The organism is Paenibacillus sp. FSL L8-0502, assembly GCF_038593055.1.
GTDB lineage: Bacteria > Bacillota > Bacilli > Paenibacillales > Paenibacillaceae > Paenibacillus > Paenibacillus polymyxa_D.
In genome coordinates, this window is record NZ_CP151958.1 from 4,140,859 (window position 1) to 4,163,298 (window position 22,440).

Sequence of the window (22,440 nt, forward strand, 5' to 3'; positions counted from 1 at the left end):
TGTATGCAATCTCTGTACGAGCCGCTCAAAGGGATTTTCGGAAGACTTTCTTAATCCTGTCTGATTATTTTTACTTAAGTACGGAGTTCACCGCAGCAAGCGCGTCGATCAGACCATATCCGTAACCATTGTTCGGTGAAGTCCGATACTGGCTGTCTGTCAGCGGAGTTGCTGTTTTTGAAATAACATCCTCCAGTTGGTCCACGGTCAAAGATGGTTTGGCCTGAAGCAGTAATGCTGCTAATCCGGCAGTATGCGGGCCTGCCATGGAGGTACCGTTCCATCCCCCCTCATACACTCCGCCCGGTACAGAAGAACGGATGTTTACACCAGGAGCCGAAATTTCAGGCTTCACTTCGCCATAAGGAGAAGGACCGCGCAGCGAGAAGCTGGCTAGCTTGTTGTTAACGTCCGTGGCTCCTGTCGCATAAGCCTCCGGCAGATTTGCCGGATTGGCTACAGACCCAGGTCCGCCCGGATTGGACAGTGTTGTGTTGCCTGCGGAGAACTCAGGGAAAATCTGAGCCGCTCTCCACGCCTTGGTGACTGGACGATACCATTCATCCAGGCCAGGTCCACCGCCCCAAGAGTTATTCACCACATCCGGTGCAAGCTCAGGGTGCTTTTTACCGTTTTTATCTACAGGAGCAAGAATCCATTGTCCACCGTCCAGTAAGATGGAGTCGGTGGTATCTGGATTGAATACTCGAACCGCAATCCATTTGGCGCCAGGAGCAACACCGATTTCATTCGTACCGTTGCTGTCCGAGCCAACGCTTGTACCCATCGTATGTGTACCATGTCCATTTGAATCAGTTGGCAGCGATGCTCCATCAACCGCATCATACCAGCTCAGTTCTGGATTCACGACCTGACCGGAAGCATCCAGACCACGCCATTTTCTTTTCAACGCCGGGCGAGTATATTCAACGCCTGTATCCAGATTGGCGACAACAATGCCTTTGCCGTCAATGCCTTTGGCCCAAACCTGTGGTGCTTTGATTTTAGAGATATTCCACTCGACACGGCTTGGTGTTACCGCATCCTTATATACGGATTCTTCCACCGATTTTTGCGCATTCTCTTCCGTCACAGCCGTATCTACAGCGGCCTGATCTGCAACCACTTGGTCAGCTGTAGATTCCTCAACCACAGGCTGGGCATCCTTATCTATTTCTACCTTTTGCAGTTCCCGCTTTTCATCCGGTAAAATTTTGTCGATCTCAGGAAGTGTGGCCAGATTATCCATGACCTCTTTGGTGCTGGTGACCGCAAAAGCGTTCACGATAAAGTAACTCTTGTACTTTTTGACGCTTCCGTTATTAACTTCTTTCTTTAAGTATTCTTCCACGGATTGTTGCGTTTTTTCTGCTGTATCCATGAGAGAGTTCACAACTGTTGTACGTACAGAAAGCTTAGCAGCAGCGGGTGAAATCTGCTCTGCAGAGGCCTTTTGGAAAGCATGCTTGGCAACGGACTCCGTATCCACCTGATCCTTCAATTTAACCAGATAGGTGACATACTCACTGGCACTGAATGGTTGGTTCAGCTTGGCTGAAACCTTGGCGGAAATGGTTGATCCTCCTCTGAGGTGGTTGTGCTGGAATCCCCATATACCGGGGAAATTAGAGAAAAGGCAAGAAGAGCGGTAAAACTGACCGACAGCGTCTTTTTGATATTTTTCGACTTAATCAATACTTTCCATCTCCCTTTACTTGGTTTTTTAATTCTCAAGGACAACCTTCCGGACAGCTACGTCAAAAGCTCACAAAATAGCCTCTGGTACTCACCTCCTTTAAAAAATATAGATTCCGCCGGGGTGAAATCCATAGATCATCATTCTGAGGTGAACAACCCTTGGTGCAGACCGTAAAAAACGAGCATCGGGTAGAAACAGGTGGACAAGTTTGAAAATGATAAGTGAAAAAAATGAAGAGAAAGGTAGGATAAGAAATTTAGAAGTAATCGAGGAGGTTAATGTGCAAGTATTAAAATACAATTTAAAACAAAAGAATGAAACATATGGTATCTTTTGAATCTAGTATAGTGTCATAAAATCAGATATTCAAGCATTTTTTTGAATTTTATTCCTTTTTTCCTTGAAGAAAAGAAAAATCTCTTCCATTTTCGAAGCAAATGCAAGTCTTCATTGTGCACTTGGTTTCGGAGATCAGAAGAGATTTTTCGACATTCAGCAAGAAACTTAAAAGAGTGTTATCTGCCGCTATTTACAGGTATGGGAACCGAGACGGCTCCATCTGGAAAGGATGATTTGGTTGGCTGCGGTCTGCGGCACAGACTCGTACATTCTCGGAAAGCCATTTGCCTGCATCCACAGCAATGATCCTGATTCACCAGTGCAAGAGCAGCCGTAAGGGCCTCTCCTGTGTGTTCAAAAAAATGCTTTTGTCCAATCATGTCGTAGCATCCAGTTTTCTGTAGTAATGCCAGCGGTTGAGGCTGGAGTCCGGAAACAAGCACTGTCCCGCCAGACTTCCGGTATTTCTGAATTAATGCAGTAAAGTTACCTTCTCCCGTCATATCCATAAAAGGAACCTTTCCCATACGTAACAACAAAATCCCTTGTAGGTGATCAGTCCGGCCTCCCACACCTGAGTTTTCCAATACCGAGGCTGCACCGAAAAATAGAGGGCCTTCCACATTGTAAATAGCCACTTGTGGACAATCATGCTGATCTGTGACCATATGGGCGCCTACTTTTTCATGTTTTACAGAAGGATCAGGAAGTACCTTGTCTACTGAAAGTGTACTGCTCATACGTTTAACAAACAATACAACCGCTAGAATCAGGCCTACCTCCACAGCCGTTGTCAGCGTCGTAAAAACCGTCAGCAAAAAGGTGACAACCAGCACAATAGAATCCGCTGTCTGCGTTTTGAGAATGTGCGCAAAATGCTTGCGCTCACTCATATTCCACGCTACTACCATCAGCACCGGAGCCATACTGGCCAACGGAATGTTAGATGCGTAAGGTGCAAAAAGCACCAGAATGAGGAGCACCACGAACCCATGTACGATGCCTGACATAGGAGAAACAGCACCATTACGGATATTTGTGGCGGTGCGGGCAATTGCACCTGTCGCAGGAATACCGCCGAACAGCGGTGTCAGCAAATTAGCAATCCCTTGTCCAACCAGTTCACGATTGCTGCTATGCCGGGCTCCCGTCATACCGTCAGCTACCACCGCTGAAAGCAGAGATTCAATAGCTCCCAGCATTGCAATAACAAGTGCTGGCGGCAAGAGTTTCACGATCAAATCCCACGTCACCGCAGGAATATGTAGCTCAGGCAAAGATGCTGGAATTGCGCCATACGCAGAGCCAATCGTAGCCACCTGCCCTGGAAAAAGTAAAGCTGCCACCAGCGTTGACAAGAGTAGACCAACCAGTGATCCGGGTATCTTGGGCCATTTTTTAGGCACCAAAATAAGCGCGGCAAGACAGATACAAGCCGTCAGGATACTATACACATTCAGTGAAGGAAGTCGATGGATGAGCTCTGCCATGGAAGGCAGAAAAGTTTCATGCCTCTCTACCCCGCGCAAGCCGAGAAAGTTAGCAATCTGACCACTGAATATCGTCACGGCAATTCCGGCCGTAAAGCCAATCGTTACTGGCTTGGGAATAAACTTGATCAATGCCCCCAGCCTGAGTACACCCATTAAAATGAGCATAATGCCCGCCATAAAACCGGCTATGAGTAAGTTCTCATAACCGTATTGCATGACAATAGCTAGCAAAATCGGAATAAACGCGCCTGTAGGTCCTCCGATCTGGAATTTGGATCCTCCCAGCAGCGAAACCAAAATTCCCGCAACAATGGTCGTATACAGCCCATATTCCGGCTTTACTCCTGATGCAATGGCAAACGCCATACCGAGTGGAATCGCCACAATCGCTACAATACTTCCGGAAATGAGATCCTTTCGCAAAGCCCCTACGTTATAGCCTTCGAACCTTCCTATCCACTTCATTCCTGTAACCCTTCTTTTCTGTAATAGCATTACTTCTCGTTACGTATACCTTCCAGCAACGAGATAGCTTCGACCAAATGATTGTCAAAAATCCGTCGCGCCACTGCAAGCAGCTCCGTCAAAAGCGGATCACGTAGTGAATACACAACCGATGTACCTTCCTTGAAGCTGTTCACCAAATTTTTGGCTCGTAAAACGGCCAATTGCTGCGATACGGCAGAACCTTCAGAACCGAGCGCAGTCTGCAGCTCGTTCACATTCCGTTCCCCTTCACTCAGCACCTCCAAAATGCGGATGCGCAGAGGGTGAGCCAATGCTTTGAAAAAGTCGGCCTTAAATTTCTGGAGATCTCCTTCCATGCCTGCTCCGTCCCCCTCACAGAATTGTCCTATAAACGATCAACAATATCTGAATATTTGAATATTTAGTACAATAACAGCTTCGGGCCAATTGAACTATGATGTTACTCACACTTCACCATGAGTAAAGTCACATTTTTCCACACTTCTACCTTTCAGGGGTTGACAGCTTCCACAGGTTTCCATTAACATAGCAATTAACTTTAAGAAAAGGGGGCCGACAGACATGACCGTGCTTTACATGATAACGACAGACAGGCAGCATGATACAACCACATATTTGAGTTTTCGTCTCATCGGCCCCGTTCGGGCGACATGATGGGTGATATCACGCTGTCTGACGGCGTGATTAGCCGGGCTTTTTTATTTTTTTATGCTATTGGAAGAACAGGTTATTTTACGTATTTATGATGTGTTGATCATAAAATGTAATAACACTTTCGGTGCAAGAAGCCGTAGACGACAAGTCTGCGGCTTCTTTTTTGTTTTTTAAATCTTTTTATGCAAGTATTTATGAATTTACTTGAAGAAGGGAACTACCCATTTATATGAATATACAACATACAACCGACTCGTCCTTGCATGAAGGACCATACAGCCATCTGATGAAGCTTCCGGCAGGTGATCTAACTGTCTATGCTTCTCAGCAACTTTTCTCCTCACTGGATTACAAAGTGTTCGAGATGGCTAATAACAATTTACAAATTCCAGGTATCCGCTATATGGGATACACACCAGATGTACATGTAGGCGTCGGAACCTGCATCGGTACGACTGCTGTATGGGGAATGGAGGATGGTTACGCATCTCCCTCCATCGTCGGCAGTGATATTGGCTGCGGCATGCGCGTACACCTGACCAATCTGCACAAGGATGCTTTGAAGGAAACCAAGCTGCGCCGTAAGCTGGTCAAAACCATCGACAAATATTTGCCCATGGAAGCCCACCAGCGCGGGCATTATTCGGATATCCGACTGGAGCATATTGTACGCAAGGGTCTACACGGCTTACCCAACAAATATATTCCGGACAGCTACACTCCTAAGAAATCCACCTCACTCACCCATGTAGAGCACAGTAAGTTCTCCTTTGACGAGGAGGTGCTGAATCTTGTCGAAGACCGTACATGGCACCGGGCTCACCGACAGCTCGGCACACTGGGTGGAGGCAATCATTTCGTCGAAATTCAGGCGATTGAAATCGCGGAGGAAAACCGTGAAACAGCTGAAGCTTGGGGGATGTTCGACGGTCAGGTGGCTGTGATGATTCATTCTGGATCGCGGGCTTGGGGTGGAGCAGTCAGCCAGGCTAGTTCATCTGCCATTGCCAAGACGATGAGCCGTCTCGGACTCGGTACCTCTGACCCGAGACTGGTATTCGCACCGCTGGACCATCCCGAAGCTTCACATTATGTCGATATGATGTATTCAGCGCTGAATTATGCCGTGGTGAACCGACATCTTATCGCATATTCCGTGCGTGAAGCCTTCCGCGATGTCTTTGGTACAAAGTGCGAGTTGCGTACTTTGTACGATCTAATGCACAATTATGCTTGGGAGGAATCCCATCCGGATCACGGTAGTGTGTTTGTGCATCGTAAAGGTGCTACGCGTGCTCTTCCAGCAGGACACCCCGACAATCCGCGGCCTTATCAGGCGACAGGGCATCCGGCCCTGATTCCCGGCTCTATGGGAACAGCCTCTTATATTATGGTAGGTTTACCGGGCGGTCAGGATAACTTCCACTCCATTTGCCATGGAGCAGGCCGTATTCGTTCGCGTTCTGCGACCAAACGACTCGTCAGTGTTGACGATTTTGCAGGAGCCCTGGGTGTAGGGACAGACGACGAAATTGTGGTCAATCAGGCATCACTGGAAAGCATTATCGACGAATCTCCACAAGCCTACAAAAATGTAGATGATATTATCGAAAGTGTCACCGGGGCAGGACTCGCAGCAGTTGTAGCCAAATGCAAGCCGCTAGCTGCCCTGAAAGGAGCCAAATAAGTTGAGTATAGACATCCCAGCTATTTACGAATTTGATGAACGTACAGATGGACGCATTACCGGTTATGCCGCTTATGCCCGTCTGATCGACGGTATCAGTGAAGCACTCTATAACCGCTATGGCGTAAAATACGTGCTGTATGCCAGCGATGATCCCAATATTGAGTATTGGGATCTGCTGGAGGAGGATATTCGTTCAGGTAGTCCCGACCTGGAGCATGTGGCACGGGTCTTCGATCGTTTGGAGGAACGCACCATCCAGTATGATGATGACGGACCGACTCCTGAATACGGCGTGCATCTGTCGATGCGTAATAATGTATTCGCCTATCCCAAGTGGGGCATCGCGCTGGCGCGAGTTCCCTTTTTCCGTGATAATGGCGTGTACAATGAAGATTACGTATTTGCGATAGGCGACCAGGAGCTGCAAGGCTTCCTCGCGGGAGTACGCGGTCGTGAACGTAAGCAGAATATGAAGCGTGTCACCGTGTTTACCGACACAAGCCGTGGACTTTCTCGGCAGGCAGAGCCGATAACCCGCGCAATTACGCGGGATGACGTGATTTTGAAAGCGGAAATCAAACGGGATATTTTCCGATCCCTCGACCAGTTTTTTGAAGCGGATCGTACCTTCTATCAGACTTATAACATTCCTTACAAGCGCGGTATTCTACTATACGGCCATCCGGGCAACGGTAAAACAACACTTGTAAAATCAATTGCCAGCAGTGTACCGGGTCCGGCAGCCTACTGGCAAATTACGGAGTATACAACCAGTGAATCGGTCAAAGAGGTGTTCGAGGCGGCTACTCGCCTGGCTCCGATGGTGCTGGTCATTGAGGACATTGATTCCATGCCTCAGGAGGTGCGTTCTTTTTTCCTGAATACCCTCGACGGTGCTACCTCCAAGGAGGGCATCTTCCTGATCGGAACGACCAATTATCCCGAAAAAATCGACCCGGGTCTGATGAACCGGGCAGGGCGTTTCGACCGGGCTTATGAAATCAGTTTGCCTGACGAAGCGCTGCGACTGGCATATCTCAAGTTGCGTAACTTCCTTGTTTTTGCAGGAGAAACGGGTACACAGAAGGCGGCAGCCATGACTGACGGGTTTTCGCTGGCACAGCTCGGAGAACTTTATGTCAGCACGGCTCTGGAGTGGCATGAGCAGGGAAAAGCCGATATTGAACTGATTATCAAAGGTATGCGAGGCGAGCTCGATAAGAGCCGTAAGCAGGACTGGCTAAAAAATGTGGCCGAAGGACGAGTCGGGTTCTTCTGATTTATCCTTTCATTGCCTTATCAAGAAATTTATGTTACGTTGATAAACAATAAAGTATCGAAAGGGTGACCTTAAGCCAATGATCTACTAATCCTATTCCACCAAAGAAAAAAATCGTAATCTTACGAATTTTCTGGATAGGATTAGTGTAGGCTTTTGGGTATTAACGATAAGAGCATTGCTTCTTTGACGGGAGCAGTGTATCTTCTTGTTCGTATGTCTGCCTCCTATCCAGAAACCAATGGATAAGGAGGTTTTTTGCATGAAAAGAATACTTGGGATTCTAATGATTAATATCTTCATTGTTATGGTGGGCGTGGGTTTAATTACCCCCATCCTGCCGGAACTGATCATTGAGTTTGGAGCCAGTGGGCGGGTAATCGGTTTATTGGTAGCAGCCTATGGCATAACGCAGTTCCTGCTCTCTCCCCTGACTGGACAGCTGTCTGATCAATATGGGAGAAAAGTTTTTATCCTCGTAGGTGTCATTGTTTTTGCTGTAGCTAAATTTATCTTTGCTATCGGAGATGAATTATGGATGCTGTATACCTCAAGACTTCTGGAAGGAATGGCAGCAGCCTTGATTGTTCCTCCTATGATGGCATATGTAGCGGATATTACAACAACCGAAGAACGCGCCAAAGGGAACAGCCTGCTCGCCGCAGCCATGTCATTCGGATTTGTTATTGGACCTGGATTGGGTGGTCTTCTTGCAGGATATGGAACGAGAGTGCCGCTTTACACAGCGACAGGTGCTGCTATAGCTGCTGTTATTTTTTCAGTGTTTTGTTTGCCTGAAAGTTTATCGAAAGAGCAAATGAAAGCAGCACGGGCAAGAATGATTCAGAAGGAATCTATTTATAAACAATACGCGAGATCATTGAAGTCAAAATATACAATGCTCTTTGTACTTGTCCTGGTGATGACCTTTGGACTCGCTAATTTTGAATCTGTTCTTGGTTTATATGTAACGAACCGCTTCCAATTCTCGCCGCAAAATATTGCTGTCATTCTGACCGCAGGTGCTGTGATCGGAGTCGGTATGCAAGCATTAGTTGTTGCTAAAATAATCAATAAGTTTGGTGAACAAAGAGTGATCAAAGGATCGCTTCTTTTCACCTCTGTTGCTTATATTTTATTTCTCTTAGCCAAAGATTTCTGGAGTATCTTCCTTGTCACTTCCCTTATTTTCTTTGCCACAGCTATGCTTCGTCCAGCTCTTAATACACAATTATCGAAGATGGCCGGGAATGAGCAAGGATATGTAGCTGGTATGAATAATGCCTATATGAGTGTTGGGAATATTTTAGGCCCTACTCTAGCGGGTTTTTTATTGGATGCAAATCTGTTCGCTCCATTTATAGCAGGCTGTTGTATTCTGTTGATTACTTTTTTGCTTACATTAAAAATGAAATAAAAGAAGACAACTGATGAGCAAAAGGCAGCTACGGGTGCGAGGCTTATTTTTCAATGCCCGGCTGTAGCTGCCTTTTATTCAGTCTAAACGCTTATTTTAATAAATACTGTAGTTCCCTTTATTCCACTTCCCCGCTCAGACGATTCAAAAACTGAATAGCCCGTGGACTGGTGGGCTGCTCCAGAACCTCATGCGGCGTACCCTGCTCAACGATTATGCCCTGATCCATCAAAATCACATGGTCCGCGACCTCGGCTGCAAATTTCATTTCATGGGTGACAATGACCATCGTCATTCCTTCAGCAGCCAGTTTCTTCATGACCTTGAGCACCTCGCCTACCAACTCAGGATCGAGCGCGGAGGTCGGCTCGTCGAACAAAAGCACCTCAGGTTCGACCGCCATTGCCCGGGCAATACCGACCCGTTGCTGCTGTCCTCCTGATAACTGATGCGGATAGGATTCGGCTTTATCAGCCAACCCCACTTTTTTAAGCAATTCCAATGCACGTTTGCGCGCCTCGTCCTTGCTCTTTTTCTGAACCGTGACTTGTCCCTCCATCACATTTTGTGCTGCTGTCATATGTGGGAAAAGGTTGTAGGATTGAAACACCATCCCTGTCCGCTTGCGCAGCGCCAAAATATTTTCTTGCCGGAGCTTCGTTCCTTTCGCAAAATTCAGTGCAATATCCCCTACTTGAATCTCTCCTTGGTCAGGAATCTCCAGCAAATTTAAGCAGCGTAAAAACGTTGTTTTACCAGAACCGGAAGGACCGATGATAACAAGCACCTTCCCCTTACCCAACGTTACGTCAACACCCTTAAGCACTTCCAGCGAGCCGAACGATTTGTGTATATTCCGAATTTGGATCACCGGTACAATCTCCTTTATCTGACGGAAAAACGGCCTAGTCGCTTCTCCAGGTAATTTTGCAGCACAGTCAAAATAGTGCTAAACAGCAGATAAATAACCCCCGCCTCGGTATACACCAATAGCGGTTCGTATGTGGTAGCTACAATCTGGTTAGCCGTTCTGAACATTTCCACATAGGTGATGGTCGCAGCCAGTGAGGTATCCTTCACCAAGCTGATGAATGAATTAGCCAACGGAGGTATGGACACACGGGATGCTTGCGGTAGCACGATACGTCGCAATACTTGCCAGCGCGTCATCCCCAGGGAGTATCCCGCCTCCCATTGGCCTTCCTGAATAGATATGATAGCCGCACGTATAATTTCAGAGCTATAAGCCCCTACGCTGAGGGTAAAACCGATTACTGAAGCAATAAACGGGTCCAATGTAATACCTACGGAAGGTAAACCATAGAAAATAATATACAATTGCACCAGCAACGGAGTTCCTCGAATCACCCATACATAGAAGCCGAAAATCAGCTTGAGTATTCTCCATTTGGACAGCCGGGCTAACGCTGTAATCAGCGCCAGCACGAGTCCCAGAGCAAAGGAGATAAGCGTGAGCGGAATCGTAAAAGAAACCCCTGCTTTTAGCAGAGGCAATAATGAATCCATAATGATTTGTATTTGGCGATCATCCATTGTACAGACATCCTTTGAAAAGATAGGTTTGAGAAGATTCGGTTCGCCTTGGCGAACGTTTGGTCTTCATTTATTATTTGGATACGTCGGCTCCAAAATATTTCTCGGAAATTTTCAGATACGTACCGTCAGCCTTCATATCAGCCAACGCTTTGTTTACTTCCTTGATCAAATCTTCGCTGCCTTTATTGAATACAGCTGCGCTGTGTGAAGCATCTGGAGATTCGTCCACCTTTTTGATGGGTGCGTCTGGCTTTTGCTTTTTCAGATCGAGATAGGATAATCCATCATTGACGGTCGCATCCACCCGTTTGGAAGTGAGGAGGTCAATGGCTTGGTTGAATCCCTCTGTTGCCACAATTTCCGCACCGTTGCTTTTCGCGATTTGAGTCAGGTTGCTGGTCAGGGATTGCCCGGACTTTTTCCCTTTTAGATCAGCAAATTTATGGATGTCTGTATTGTCTTCGCTTACGATCAGAACTGCCTTGGAGACAATGTACGGATCGGAAAAATCATATTTTTGCTTGCGCTCGTCTGTAATGGATACTTCATTGAACACTGTGTCAAACCGCTTGGAGTTCAACCCTGCGAATATGCCGTCCCATTGCGTCTCGATAAACTCCGGTTGTACACCCAGGCGTTTGCTCACTTCAGTCGCAATATCGACATCGAAGCCCGTCAGTTTACCAGCAGCATCATGGTAGGTAAACGGAGCATAGGTGCCTTCCGTGCCAATTCTTAGCTTGCCGCTTGCTTTTACAGATTCAAGAGTAGCTGTAGCAGTGGTATCTGCTTTTCCATTATTAGATCCGTTTTCTCCGGTAGATGCATTATTGGTACTGGCGCCTTTATCGTTGTTCCCGCAGGCCGAAACCAGCAATGCCATCACGATGAGTACAATCGGCAAAAAACTAAATTTTTTCATGGTATCCACACTCTTTCCCTTTTCTTGATAACCTAGCACGCGGCTGGTCATTGAATAGTACATCATTCATTTTCACGCGTCAATGCTTTTATCCAATAATCCCTATGAAAAAGGTAAGTTATATATTTTTGTGGCCTAAAGTTATTCTAGGTTGACTCTTTCATTGGCAGGTTATTCATTATAACTCCCCTCACAGCAACTTTTTCTGTACCCTCACGTTGGAGATTTCGTATAATAGGTTTTAATATGCAATTTAGAAATATGTACCGGAGTGTGATCATGGATACCCAGAATTCAACCTTATCCTCTACTTCACCTGAAGGCAGTCCCTCGGCCTGGGCTACTTTCACTTCACCCTTAAAACAATCCAAAGCGTTCACCTTGTTGTGGCTTGGACATTGGATCGCAATGTTGGGGAGCTCAGTCACCACAGTCATTTTGCCACTGGTTATCTATTCCCTAACAGGCTCGACTACTATCATGGGACTGGCGATGACGGTTTATATGCTGCCTAATGTACTTATTCTGCCTTTCGCAGGAATGATTGTGGACAGAATTGACCGAATCCGTCTCCTTCTGTTTACGAATATCGCCCGGTTTGGGCTGATGTTCATTGCGGCCGTGCTGATGTTTACGGGCGGGATGAAATTGCCGTTTCTATTCGTTGGCCTAGCGTTATACGGATTGATGGACGGTATCTTTAATCCCGCTTATTCTGCCTTACGTGCACAGGTGTTCACACCGGACATACGCAATGCAGCCAACGCGCTTAGCCAGATTAGTATACAAGCCGTCCGTCTACTTGGTCCTCCGTTAGGAGGCTTCATTGTATCTTTTTCCTCACCGGGTGTGGGCTTTGGGCTGGATTCTATCGCTTATCTGATATCTTTTGCCTGTTTTTGGATGCTGAGCGCTCATTTGGCCTCCATCATCGGCAAAGGTCAGGTAGATCCAGAACAGCAAGATCAGGGGGGACAGCATTTTCTCAAGGATTTTATCGCAGGCTTTACCATTCTCAAAAGCCATCCTTGGCTATGGATTACGATTCTTGCCTTTTCATTCATTAATATTTGTTATTCAGGCATTATCGCTGTACTCATTCCATGGCTGTTCAAGGTTCATCATGGCTACAATCCAGTCGTATATGGCATTGCGATGGCAAGTAGCGGTATTGGCGCCATGTTGGGGGCCTTTGTGTATGGATCACGCAAGCATTGGAAGCATCGTGGCCTGCTCGCTTACTTAGGAGCTTTTGTCAGCGGTCTTGCTTTACTACTGTTGTCTGTAGTCACTTGGATGCCAGGACTGATTATGAGCATGATGCTCGAAGGGTTTGGCATTATGATATTTGCGATTATCTGGGAGACGAGCCTTCAGGAATTAGTCCCAGCCGAGTCTTTTGGACGTGTAGCTAGTCTGGATCTAATGTTTTCCTTTGCCCTGCTCCCTGTCGGCTATCTGGCAGTAGGTGCTGTGGCGGATAAGCTTGGTGGTATGTTCACCATGGGTATGTTTGCAACCATCGGCATGTGTATCGTGCTAGGCGTTCTGAGTGTTCCTCATATCAGGCGTTTTCAATAGGACTTTTCCTCAAAAAAAAGCTGCTCCCACAGGTTCATTTGCGAACCTTGCGGAAGCAGCTTCTTTCCATTTTAGCCTTGTGCCCCATAGGGGCTAGTCTATTCAATGATTCGTAAAGTTAGCCTCTAGTCCGTCCAACGGAACGGAAGATCAAGCTTACAATCACGACCAGCACAATCGCACCAATTAATGCAGGAACGATGTAGAATGATCCGATTTCAGGACCCCAGTTTCCCAGAATCAAGCTACCCAACCATGCGCCGATAAAACCAGCGATGATGTTACCTATCACGCCACCCGGAACATCACGACCTGCAATAATTCCTGCCAACCAACCAATAATACCACCAACAATCAATGCCCATAACCAACTCATTTTGCGTCACCTCGTTTAAGTTTTTATCGTTGTGTTCTATTATTAACCACTCGAACTCCTTTTGAACACACAAAAGACGATTGGTTAATATTACCACAGTATGGAACACTGATTTAGGGACTTGATACCATCTTACGTGCCTCTACGACTATTTATACCCCTTGTGTGAAAAGTGTGTCTCATATGCGTTTATCCTTGTATTCCTGCTTTTTTTGTGCCATCCTCACATTATGGCTTCATCAATGTCACTTCATGCATAAGTTACAAAAATAACAGATTATTAAGGAGTGACCCCAACTGGAGTGTCGAGTAGGATGTGCCGCGTGCTGCATTGCCATTACGATTTCTTCCCCTATTCCCGGCATGCCAGATGGAAAACCAGCTGGTGTTCCTTGCCCTCAGCTAACTTCCGATTACCGTTGCCGATTGTTTGGCAAACCTGAGCGCCCAGTTGTATGCAGTGGGTTCCATGCTGATGAGGATACGTGCGGAAGCACTAATGAAAGAGCATATCAGCTACTGAGAGAGCTAGAGGAGTCAACTTTACCGGGTAAAACTTAAGGAGAAGTTCATTCTATATGAAGGAGAATTTTGATTATGAATGTTATTGAAAAAAGAATTGCCGAATTGAAGCAATATCGACCCGATCTTACCGCTCCGAAGGATATAGATTTATTCTGGGCCAAAACACTGGAAGAAGTCCACGCCAAACCTGTACATGCGTTCAAAACTCTCGTAGAAACGCCATATCCTCATATTCTTGCCTACCGGGTTACTTTTGAGGGTGTCGATGATACGCCTCTGCATGCCTGGTATGTACGCCCCCGATTTGCCGGAGATCAAAAGCTGCCATGTATCGTTCTGTTTCATGGCTATACAGGCGGAAAAGGCTATCCTGAAGATTATTCCTCCTGGCTTATGCTTGGCTTTGCTGTATTGGCAGTAGATGTACGTGGTCAAGGTGGAGAAACGGGAGACCGTCTGGGTGATGCTCATGGTACGGTTAAAGGCTGGGTAACGAAAGGAATATTGGACAAAGATACCTGCTACTACAAAACGATTACAACTGATGCCCTTAGAGCCGTAGATTGGGTAGCGGAGCAGTCGGATGTCGATTCGGCTAAAATCGCAATCAGTGGCGCCAGTCAGGGCGGCGGACTTTCATTAATGGTGGCTGCGCTCAGCGATAAAGCTGCTATTACAGTAGCGGATATCCCCAATATGTGTCATATGGATTTTGGTATGATGAATTCTACCAGTTCGCTGACGGAAGCAGCTGAATTTGCTAACCGATTTCCGGAGCATTTGGAGCAGGTGCTACATACATTAAGTTATTTTGACGTGATGAATCTTGCTCATCGTATTCGTATCCCGATCATGGTATCGGTAGGGTTCAAGGATACTGTGTGTATGCCAGAGACGATTTTCGCCGCTTATAACCGTATTGAATCACCGAAAACGATTGAAATTTATCCGTTTACCGGACATTGGGTTGAAGGCTTTCAAAGACGTAAAACAGTTGAATTTTTAGTGCAGCATTTTTCATAATTCCTCCGGTGCACAAAAAAAAGAACACCACGCATCAACCTGCGTAATGTTCTTTTCTGCTGCATCGGGGCCAGTCCCGCTTACGCCAGACAAACTCCTCGACAACTCACACAAAACAAAACTTCTAAGATTACGATGCAGCTCGCTGTTCTGCTGCCGAATCCCCTGTCCATTTTCGCACCCAAACAAAATCCATAATCATCAGACCAAACGGAATGAAGGAGGCAAACATAATAAAAAGAGGCCGCCGTATAGACCAATGCAGTGCTGTTTTCCCATAGATCAAAGCAACGAGGAGCAACAAAAAGCTCACCCGGTATATGTTACCAATCACCATAACCGCCTGGGCCATGCCCGCTGCTTGCAGCGGCTGGTGGGTGAATAGTATCGCCAAATAAGCTATAGCTTGAATCCAGAGCATGAGTCGGACACGCCCTAAAGGTGTTCTTAACACAATTTCAATCCCCTCTCCATTAGCAAGGATGTACTCTCATCCTTTACACATCCTTTATTATAACGAAAAGGTCCCCAAACTCCAACCTATCCATTTTGAATTTTGACCTAGTGAGTTGTGTCTGATAGAGTTGTGTAAGAGGTGATTATAAATGCTTAAACTGGGTATACTGGACCAGTCTCATATTCCTGAAGGCGGTACTGCTCAGGATGCATTATCCAATACAACAGATTTAGCCCGCGAAGCTGACCAACTGGGGTACAGCCGTTATTGGGTATCCGAACATCATGCTTCCAAAACACTAGCGCATTCCAGCCCTGAGGTGCTGATTGCGCATTTGACTGCTCACACATCACGCATTCGTGTGGGTTCAGGCGGTATTATGCTGCCACACTATAGCGCGTATAAAGTCGCCGAAAACTTCCGTTTGCTGGAGGCACTCCATCCAGGACGTATCGACCTGGGAATAGGACGGGCTCCCGGCGGTTTACCGCTTGCTACTCGCGCCCTGCAGGAAGGCAAGTACCAATCTGTCGAACAATATCCACAGCAGATTCTCGATTTAATCGACTACTTCCATGATTCGGTGCCTGACAATCATCGGTTTGCCGGTCTTCATGCCTCCCCGATGATATCGACCGTTCCTGAATTATGGTTGCTCGGCTCCAGCGGAGAGAGCGCCCGATTGGCCGCGATGATGGGGGCCTCCTATGCCTTTGCCCAATTTTTCGGGACTCCAGGCGGTGTAGAAGCTACTGCACGTTACCACGAGCAATTTCAGCCTTCGATCCTGGGTGATAAGCCCCATTCCATGGCGGCAGTTACGGTGGCCTGCGCTGAAACCGAAGAAGAAGCTGAGCAGCTGGCGTCCAGTGCTAGTTTGTATTTCCTTTTGCTCATGCAAGGTAAAGAAATGAGTTCTCTTCCGTCGGTGAAAACAGCAATGTCCTATCCATACACAGAGTTGGATCGTGAGCGGCTGCGTCAGTCCGCAGCATGGCGTGTTGTTGGTACCCCTGAACAGTGTAAGGAACAGCTACTAAGACTGGCTGAGCAGTATCGTACCGATGAGTTACTGGTCGTTTCATCCATTCATGACTTTGATAAACGTGTTCAGTCCTACCGTCTGCTGGCCAAAGCTTTTGATTTGGTATAGACAGCCGTTGAACGGAGGCTGAGCTTCAGAAACATAAAAAACCCCCGCCAGCCTATAATGGCAACAGCGGGGGTTTGTCGTAGAGAAGGGTTCATTGGAACCAACCCATCTACACTATGGAAGTAATTCAAGCACTACAAAAGTCTAACACCACATGGTACTTTGGTAGTATACACATCGAAACTAAAGTTCCAGTTGTTACCTCCTAAAGTTCCAGTTCGTATATACCAAAGGCGCATATTCTATACTCCAAACCTTGGAAAAATTGCACCCAAAAGTCCCATTCTTTACTCATTCCGATAAAGTTAATAACGGTTAAATTCTAAGGTTCCTAAGGTTCTATACCCCAAACCAGCTTACCCTGCTGATATACAGTGCCATGGTCCCAGTCTGCAAATGCTTTTTGGGTAGCACCATAGGAGTAATCGTTGGTCTCATCAAAATTGCTCCAATTTGCAGCATGAATACGGGGTTGAATTTCTCCGCTTTCCCCACCGGGCTGAATCGTTCCGGCTCCATCTGTGAAAGAAATCTCCACATATTTATCAGCCTTGGCCTTTGGATTCGGCAATGTTACAAAAGTTGCTTTTACCTTCTCATTGCCAATCCTGGCCCAGTCTACAAAAAACTGCTGAGCTTGTTTGCTTTCATCTGTGTAATAGTAGCGAATTTTTAGATCGCTCAACTTCACAGCTGTTTTCCCTGTATTTTTGATATTAAATTCAGGACGGATTGCGTTATCCTTGGCATTTGTGTCACCGGTGCGATACTGTAGCACAATTCCTTGATCGTTACTGCCTGGTGTACTTCCTCCGTTGTCGTTATCGCCGCCGTTGTTGCCACCACCGTTATTACCGCCAGTGTTGCCATCTCCGCCGTTATCCCCACCGTTGTTTCCGCCTCCACCAATGTTGCTGGAGCCTTCCAGAATCGCCTGTTTTACGAATTTTCCAGAAGCGGACAATTGTGAATCAGACCATCCGCCCTTACGGTCAGCACCAGACATCAGCGCAGCAGAGGTCTCATTTTTATCTGACAGCGACCAGTTAGTCCAACTGATTCCACGGCTAGCCAGAAAATCAGTCCATACTTTGGATTCATTCAGGAACGGACCACCGTTACCCGAAGCATCGCTTGTACCCCACTCGGTAGCAAATATGCCCACGCCTTTGTTCAGTGCATAATCGACCCGATCGCGCAAGAATTGTCCATGCGTACCCGCATAGAAATGTACGGTATACATTGTATTCTTGTCTGGAAGTGGATGGTCTGCTGCATCATGTACATCCTGACTCCATGTGCCTGTTCCTACAATAATAATATTGTCCGGGTCCTTAGCGCGAATAACCTGAGATACCTCAGACGCATAAGGTCGGATTTGATTGTTCCAGTTCACATTTCCATTCGGCTCATTGGCAAGTTCATAGATTACGTTAGGTAAATGGCCGTACTGAGTTGAAAATTCATTAAAGAAAGCTTTGGCTTCATTTTTATGAATGTTCGGATCGCCATCTGAAAGAATGTGCCAGTCGATAATGACGTACAAGCCCAGTTTCTGTGCTACCTCAATCGCTTCTTTCACTTTATTTTTCAAAGAAGGATTGGCGATATAACCACCTTCTTCAGTGTACAGTGCAACCCGAAATATGGAAATGCCCCAATCGTCCCGTAGCCATTTCATAGAGTCCTGATTTACCAGATCCCCAAACCATTGGACGCCGTGAGAGCTAATACCTTTGAGTTGCACAGGTTTACCGTTTTTATCCACCAATTTACCATTCTTTACTGAAAGTTGTCCGTAACGTTCCACAGGTGTCGTCCCAGCAGCCTCTGCTGTTTGCGTATTCCAGTTGAATCCGTTCGTTAACGTTAATAGTAATACTGCTGTTAGCATCACCGCTACTCTTTTTGCGATCCTTGACAGGATCCATTGCCCATTCATCATTTACACATTCCTTCCTTTTTATAAAGTAGATGAGACTTATCAGTACGTTGTTCTCTGCTCTTTTACCCCCTCCTTTATACAACAAGAGGATCAGGTCCAAACATCGATGTCACTTACCTGTATATGGATGATACTACTATTATAGTTAGTTCCATGTTACATTTCGACTTTATGATAGAAAATGAACAGGAAGTCACGGTTTTGGGATGTGTTCTACTTGGTTGGCTACTATGGAGTACTAAAGGGACAAAAGACTCATTTACCAATTGCAAAATTCGGAGAATTTTAGTTATTTTAATAAAAAAAGACCGCTTCCCGTGCCTTGGCTCGGTAGCAGTCTTATAGATGATCTTATATGTGATCGAATAATGTTACAAATATCGTCTTAACGTATGATCTCCCTATTACCCCTGAGCAGTTGCTTGAGGTTCTTTGGTCGTCTGATCTTTCTTCATATCGCCGCCATCCGTCGCTTGCTCTGTCAGTACAGTCTCAGATGAGTTACCTATTACCTTGTCAATAAGTTGCAGCCAAGGTTCTTCACTACCTCCACAGCTCTCAATATCACCGAGCAGGGACTCTAGCGTGGTTCCTTCTTCTGGCAAATCAATAACTAAACTGTCTTCGTCAACTTGGATGGTGCAGCAGGTTTTCATTGTAAATCCCTCGCTTAATTCATATTTGAGCATGCAGTAAGCTAGCTCAGATGGGATGAACTCCCATGGATTCCGGGATAAGCCCGTTGAATCCGTCTGAAATTATAAACCTAATGCACATCAATTGCAATGAACAAACCTTGAATTTTTAAGAATTAGCGAGTGGTACGGGCAGGAATGGAAATCTAAACGAAGTGTTCGTGCCAGTAATTTTGGATTTATAGAAAATCAGTTCAAACAATCAGCAAGCTCCGTAAAAATCACACCAAGCGCATAAGCCCCCGCGTCTGGATAACCAAGGCTTCTCTCTCCTACCGTTCCGGCACGGCCCATACGCGCCACGATGTCTTCCGTCTTTTTGGCCCCTAATACAGCGGCTTGAGCACCACTTACAAAGGCTGTCTTCACGTCAAAATCTAATTTTGCGCTCTCCAACCAGCTATCTGCACATGGCACTAATGCATCAATAAGCGTTTTATCGCCAACAACGGCTCCTCTGCCGAAAGAACGTTCGCCTGTTGATTGTATGCCTTGCACCGCAGCCTGCATCATATCTGCGAATTCGGAAACGGTGAGTTCGGTTCGTTCGCCAGCAGATCGTGCCGCTGCGCGAAATGCTGAGCCCCAGATCGGACCCGAAGCGCCACCGCAGTATTCCATGATGACGAGCGAGCATGAATGAAGAAAGGCTCCCATCGTCAAAGAGTCTTGATTCAGGATGTCTCTCCATTCCCGTTTCAGCTGACGAAATCCCTTAGCAACGCTCATGCCAAAGTCGCCGTCGCCTGCATGAGCGTCAAGATCGCAGAAAGGTACCTCATTCTTGATGATAACCTCACTCATCTTATCGACTAGGTAGGTAAGATTGTTCAACGTAACTTTGTTGTTCTCAATAACTGCGAAGGCAGGGTCCGTTTCTACCTCAAAGGATACTTGCCGCTTTTCGTCTGCTACAGTTGAAATATCCGTGAATACGACATGATCAACAGGTCCAGCCACCTTGAACGCAGGCGCGTTGCTTTCATGAGAGAGGAGCGTTTTCAGTTCCTTGTCCAGCTTCATGATGGAAACCGAGATACCTGCCATATCGATACTCGTCATATAATTGTTGACAAAAGTACGATCAATCTTGACCCCCTTCGCTGCTAGTTCGCGAGTGACCGAATGGTTGAAGAGGTACAGTTCTTGCAGAGGCGTACCGCCGAAACCATTGATCAACAGGGCGATTTCTCCGCTGAATCCAGTTTCGATCTGCATGTCTCGAAGGAGATCGGTTACCATTCTGGCTGCCAGCGTATCTGCATCCGTCAGCTTCTCGCGGCTGGTCCCAGGCTCGCCGTGAATGCCAACACCGTACTCGATTTCATCATGCCCGAGCTCTAATGTTGGCGTGCCCTTCGCCGGCACGGTACACGAAGTCAATGCGAATCCGATACTGCGTACATTCGCAGCGGCTTTCTCGGCTACTGCTTTAACTTCCGCCAGACTCCGGCCCTCTTCCGCCGCTGCACCCGCGATCTTGTGGACGAGTACCGTTCCCGCCACTCCGCGCCGTCCGACTGTATATAGGCTGTCTTCTACCGCGATGTCGTCCTCAACCTTTACATAGTCCACTTCCAGACCGTCTTCAGTGGCCAGATGGGCGCCGTTTCTAAAGTTCATAATATCGCCGCTGTAATTTTTGATAATCAGCAGCGCACCTTTTTTCCCGGTCGTCGCTCGGATGGCCTGATATACTTGAATTTGTGAGGGAGAGGCGAAGACATCACCGCAGACCGCGGCATCGAGCATCCCTTGGCCAACGAAGCCGGCGTGGGCGGGTTCATGCCCGCTGCCACCGCCGCTGATGAGCGTTACTTTCTCCGCGTTCAATTCCTTTTTCTTGAGCACTTTGTATTTTGGCAGAAATTCCAACTCAGGATGCGCGAGCGCAATACCACTGCACATCTCAAGGACCAAATTTTCCGCACGGTTGATGACCTTTTTCATGCTACTTTACCTCCGCTTTGTACTGGCTCCCGATACGGTTGGCCGCAGCGATTGCCGCTGCAACCTGCTCCACTGTGACCGGAAACGGCATGGAATGAATCGATTCCTCCAAAATGCAGGCCTTTGCAGCTACTTCCATAAGTTCTTCCTGGCTGATATGATCGACGCCGATATCAGCCAAGCAAACCGGTAAACCGACGGCTAAACAGAAATCAAGTACCTGATGTAATTCTTCCGTCGGTGCGTTTTCGAGCACCAGCTGTGCGATCGTGCCGAACGCAACTTTCTCTCCATGATAATAATGATGCGTGCCTTCCAAAATCGTGAGTCCATCATGAATCGCATGGGCCGCCGCAAGTCCGCCGCTCTCGAAGCCGAGGCCTGAGAGTAAAATATTAGTTTCAATGATATTCTCGAGTGCTTGCGTAACCTGGTTTTCATCACATGCCGCTTTTGCTTTGGCACCGTCTTTCAACAGCATTTCATAGCATAGCGTTGCAAGTGCAATCGCCGCATTTGTACCTACTGCTGGCGCACACTGTCCTTCGCGTACTCCGTTAGGCAGTCCGGCATTGACCCTGGAGTAAGAACGGGAGGTCGCACGGGCTTCAAAGTAAGTCGACAGTGCATCACCCATACCTGACACAAGGAATCGGGTTGGTGCATTGGCAATTACGGTGGTATCGACTAATACGACACTCGGACTTTGCTTAAAATAGGCGTAATCGTCGAAAGCACCTTCCGGAGTGTACAGAACGGCCGAGTGACTTGTCGGTGCATCCGTCGCAGCAATCGTCGGACAGATGATAAGCGCTTCCCCTTGAGCCACACATTTCGCCGCGTCGATCGCTTTCCCGCCGCCGAGACCTACGATACAATCGCATCCGTTTGCAGTAGCAATTTCCTGAAGTCTGGACACTTCCTGTCTGGAACACTCACCCATAAAACCGCTTTCAATAAAGGTCACGTTATATTTACCCAAAGTGGAATCGAGTTTATCTTTTACCCGCGCCACATCGGCAGGATGCGCAATCAGTAAAGCGGATTTGCCGAAGGTGCTCACATAGTAACCCAAATTCAACAATTCGTTTTCACCTTGTACATATTTGCTTGGGCTGATAAAAGCTTTTCTCATCTATAATTCCTCCTTATGATTGTGTTGGCTTCGTTCTGATTAAAACTATAACCGAACCATG

18 protein-coding genes and 1 pseudogene are annotated in these 22,440 nt (G+C 46.9%); 7 read left to right on the forward strand and 12 right to left on the reverse strand.

The annotated features are described in order from the left end of the window. Positions 1-70: 70 nt before the first annotated feature. From NSQ57_RS17980 to NSQ57_RS17990, 3 genes and pseudogenes are all read right to left on the reverse strand, one after another. Positions 71-1,695 (reverse strand): annotated as a pseudogene (locus NSQ57_RS17980) (S8 family serine peptidase). A gap of 519 nt (positions 1,696-2,214) precedes the next feature. Further along, entirely contained in the window at positions 2,215-3,996 is a 1,782-nt protein-coding gene (locus tag NSQ57_RS17985; RefSeq protein ID WP_342425111.1) for a SulP family inorganic anion transporter, read from the reverse strand. Between the two features lie 29 nt (positions 3,997-4,025). Next, entirely contained in the window at positions 4,026-4,355 is a 330-nt protein-coding gene (locus NSQ57_RS17990) for a metalloregulator ArsR/SmtB family transcription factor (protein ID WP_013311437.1), read from the reverse strand. A 548-nt stretch (positions 4,356-4,903) separates the two neighbouring features. On the opposite strand from NSQ57_RS17990, the gene NSQ57_RS17995 reads away from it, so the two are divergent. The 3 genes from NSQ57_RS17995 (at position 4,904) to NSQ57_RS18005 (ending at position 9,060) form a co-directional block, all read left to right on the forward strand. Then, on the forward strand, positions 4,904-6,361 hold the full coding sequence (locus NSQ57_RS17995) for an RtcB family protein (RefSeq protein ID WP_342425112.1): 1,458 nt from the start codon (positions 4,904-4,906) through the stop codon (positions 6,359-6,361). 1 nt (position 6,362) lies between these two features. Beyond that, positions 6,363-7,643, forward strand: a complete 1,281-nt coding sequence (locus tag NSQ57_RS18000; RefSeq protein ID WP_029515648.1) for an AAA family ATPase — start codon at positions 6,363-6,365, stop codon at positions 7,641-7,643. A 262-nt stretch (positions 7,644-7,905) separates the two neighbouring features. Further along, positions 7,906-9,060, forward strand: coding sequence for an MFS transporter (locus NSQ57_RS18005; RefSeq protein WP_342425113.1), 1,155 nt, complete (start codon positions 7,906-7,908; stop codon positions 9,058-9,060). 118 nt (positions 9,061-9,178) lie between these two features. Here NSQ57_RS18005 and NSQ57_RS18010 read toward each other — a convergent pair whose 3' ends face one another. From NSQ57_RS18010 to NSQ57_RS18020, 3 genes are all read right to left on the reverse strand, one after another. Then, positions 9,179-9,931 (reverse strand): amino acid ABC transporter ATP-binding protein, encoded by a 753-nt coding sequence (locus NSQ57_RS18010; RefSeq protein WP_069012511.1) that lies wholly within the window; start codon positions 9,929-9,931, stop codon positions 9,179-9,181. 14 nt (positions 9,932-9,945) lie between these two features. After that, the gene (locus NSQ57_RS18015) at positions 9,946-10,614 is read right to left on the reverse strand and encodes an amino acid ABC transporter permease (protein WP_069012510.1); all 669 of its coding nucleotides are present in this window, start codon (positions 10,612-10,614) and stop codon (positions 9,946-9,948) included. A gap of 73 nt (positions 10,615-10,687) precedes the next feature. Then, positions 10,688-11,539 (reverse strand): amino acid ABC transporter substrate-binding protein, encoded by an 852-nt coding sequence (locus NSQ57_RS18020; RefSeq protein WP_165149613.1) that lies wholly within the window; start codon positions 11,537-11,539, stop codon positions 10,688-10,690. A 279-nt stretch (positions 11,540-11,818) separates the two neighbouring features. Here NSQ57_RS18020 and NSQ57_RS18025 point away from each other — a divergent pair, with 279 nt between their 5' ends. Beyond that, entirely contained in the window at positions 11,819-13,120 is a 1,302-nt protein-coding gene (locus NSQ57_RS18025; protein ID WP_069012509.1) for an MFS transporter, read from the forward strand. Positions 13,121-13,238: 118 nt separating this feature from the next. Here NSQ57_RS18025 and NSQ57_RS18030 read toward each other — a convergent pair whose 3' ends face one another. Beyond that, a complete protein-coding gene (locus NSQ57_RS18030) occupies positions 13,239-13,496 on the reverse strand; it encodes a GlsB/YeaQ/YmgE family stress response membrane protein (protein ID WP_013311445.1) in 258 nt (85 codons plus the stop codon). 297 nt (positions 13,497-13,793) lie between these two features. Between NSQ57_RS18030 and NSQ57_RS18035 the strand changes: the two genes are divergently transcribed. Beyond that, positions 13,794-14,057, forward strand: coding sequence for a YkgJ family cysteine cluster protein (locus NSQ57_RS18035; RefSeq protein ID WP_238437904.1), 264 nt, complete (start codon positions 13,794-13,796; stop codon positions 14,055-14,057). Positions 14,058-14,093: 36 nt separating this feature from the next. Continuing rightward, positions 14,094-15,044 (forward strand): alpha/beta fold hydrolase, encoded by a 951-nt coding sequence (locus tag NSQ57_RS18040; protein ID WP_069012508.1) that lies wholly within the window; start codon positions 14,094-14,096, stop codon positions 15,042-15,044. Positions 15,045-15,174: 130 nt separating this feature from the next. On the opposite strand, the gene NSQ57_RS18045 is transcribed toward NSQ57_RS18040, so the two are convergent. Next, on the reverse strand, positions 15,175-15,498 hold the full coding sequence (locus tag NSQ57_RS18045; RefSeq protein WP_029515655.1) for a DUF3817 domain-containing protein: 324 nt from the start codon (positions 15,496-15,498) through the stop codon (positions 15,175-15,177). A 151-nt stretch (positions 15,499-15,649) separates the two neighbouring features. Here NSQ57_RS18045 and NSQ57_RS18050 point away from each other — a divergent pair, with 151 nt between their 5' ends. Continuing rightward, complete coding sequence (locus tag NSQ57_RS18050; RefSeq protein WP_069012507.1) at positions 15,650-16,654, forward strand: LLM class flavin-dependent oxidoreductase; 1,005 nt, start codon at positions 15,650-15,652, stop codon at positions 16,652-16,654. A 331-nt stretch (positions 16,655-16,985) separates the two neighbouring features. Here NSQ57_RS18050 and NSQ57_RS18055 read toward each other — a convergent pair whose 3' ends face one another. The 4 genes from NSQ57_RS18055 to NSQ57_RS18070 all read right to left on the reverse strand — a co-directional run bounded on the left by NSQ57_RS18055 (position 16,986) and on the right by NSQ57_RS18070 (position 22,379). After that, a complete protein-coding gene (locus NSQ57_RS18055) occupies positions 16,986-18,599 on the reverse strand; it encodes a cellulase family glycosylhydrolase (RefSeq protein WP_342425114.1) in 1,614 nt (537 codons plus the stop codon). Positions 18,600-19,003: 404 nt separating this feature from the next. After that, positions 19,004-19,255: a hypothetical protein gene (locus NSQ57_RS18060; RefSeq protein ID WP_039273050.1), complete on the reverse strand. Its 252-nt coding sequence runs from the start codon at positions 19,253-19,255 to the stop codon at positions 19,004-19,006. A 228-nt stretch (positions 19,256-19,483) separates the two neighbouring features. Further along, entirely contained in the window at positions 19,484-21,244 is a 1,761-nt protein-coding gene (gene dhaK / locus NSQ57_RS18065) for a dihydroxyacetone kinase subunit DhaK (RefSeq protein WP_342425115.1), read from the reverse strand. 1 nt (position 21,245) lies between these two features. Next, positions 21,246-22,379, reverse strand: coding sequence for a glycerol dehydrogenase (locus tag NSQ57_RS18070; RefSeq protein WP_069012504.1), 1,134 nt, complete (start codon positions 22,377-22,379; stop codon positions 21,246-21,248). Positions 22,380-22,440 lie beyond the last annotated feature (61 nt).

Excerpts from the sequence above, each read along its gene's own strand:
- NSQ57_RS17985 (WP_342425111.1), bottom strand. The coding sequence starts at position 3,996 with ATGAAGTGGATAGGAAGGTTCGAAGGCTATAACGTAGGGGCTTTGCGA.
- NSQ57_RS17990 (WP_013311437.1), bottom strand. The coding sequence starts at position 4,355 with ATGGAAGGAGATCTCCAGAAATTTAAGGCCGACTTTTTCAAAGCATTG.
- NSQ57_RS17995 (WP_342425112.1), top strand. The coding sequence starts at position 4,904 with ATGAATATACAACATACAACCGACTCGTCCTTGCATGAAGGACCATAC.
- NSQ57_RS18005 (WP_342425113.1), top strand. The coding sequence starts at position 7,906 with ATGAAAAGAATACTTGGGATTCTAATGATTAATATCTTCATTGTTATG.
- NSQ57_RS18015 (WP_069012510.1), bottom strand. The coding sequence starts at position 10,614 with ATGGATGATCGCCAAATACAAATCATTATGGATTCATTATTGCCTCTG.
- NSQ57_RS18020 (WP_165149613.1), bottom strand. The coding sequence starts at position 11,539 with ATGAAAAAATTTAGTTTTTTGCCGATTGTACTCATCGTGATGGCATTG.
- NSQ57_RS18025 (WP_069012509.1), top strand. The coding sequence starts at position 11,819 with ATGGATACCCAGAATTCAACCTTATCCTCTACTTCACCTGAAGGCAGT.
- NSQ57_RS18030 (WP_013311445.1), bottom strand. The coding sequence starts at position 13,496 with ATGAGTTGGTTATGGGCATTGATTGTTGGTGGTATTATTGGTTGGTTG.
- NSQ57_RS18040 (WP_069012508.1), top strand. The coding sequence starts at position 14,094 with ATGAATGTTATTGAAAAAAGAATTGCCGAATTGAAGCAATATCGACCC.
- NSQ57_RS18050 (WP_069012507.1), top strand. The coding sequence starts at position 15,650 with ATGCTTAAACTGGGTATACTGGACCAGTCTCATATTCCTGAAGGCGGT.
- NSQ57_RS18055 (WP_342425114.1), bottom strand. The coding sequence starts at position 18,599 with ATGATGAATGGGCAATGGATCCTGTCAAGGATCGCAAAAAGAGTAGCG.
- NSQ57_RS18060 (WP_039273050.1), bottom strand. The coding sequence starts at position 19,255 with ATGAAAACCTGCTGCACCATCCAAGTTGACGAAGACAGTTTAGTTATT.
- dhaK (WP_342425115.1), bottom strand. The coding sequence starts at position 21,244 with ATGAAAAAGGTCATCAACCGTGCGGAAAATTTGGTCCTTGAGATGTGC.
- NSQ57_RS18070 (WP_069012504.1), bottom strand. The coding sequence starts at position 22,379 with ATGAGAAAAGCTTTTATCAGCCCAAGCAAATATGTACAAGGTGAAAAC.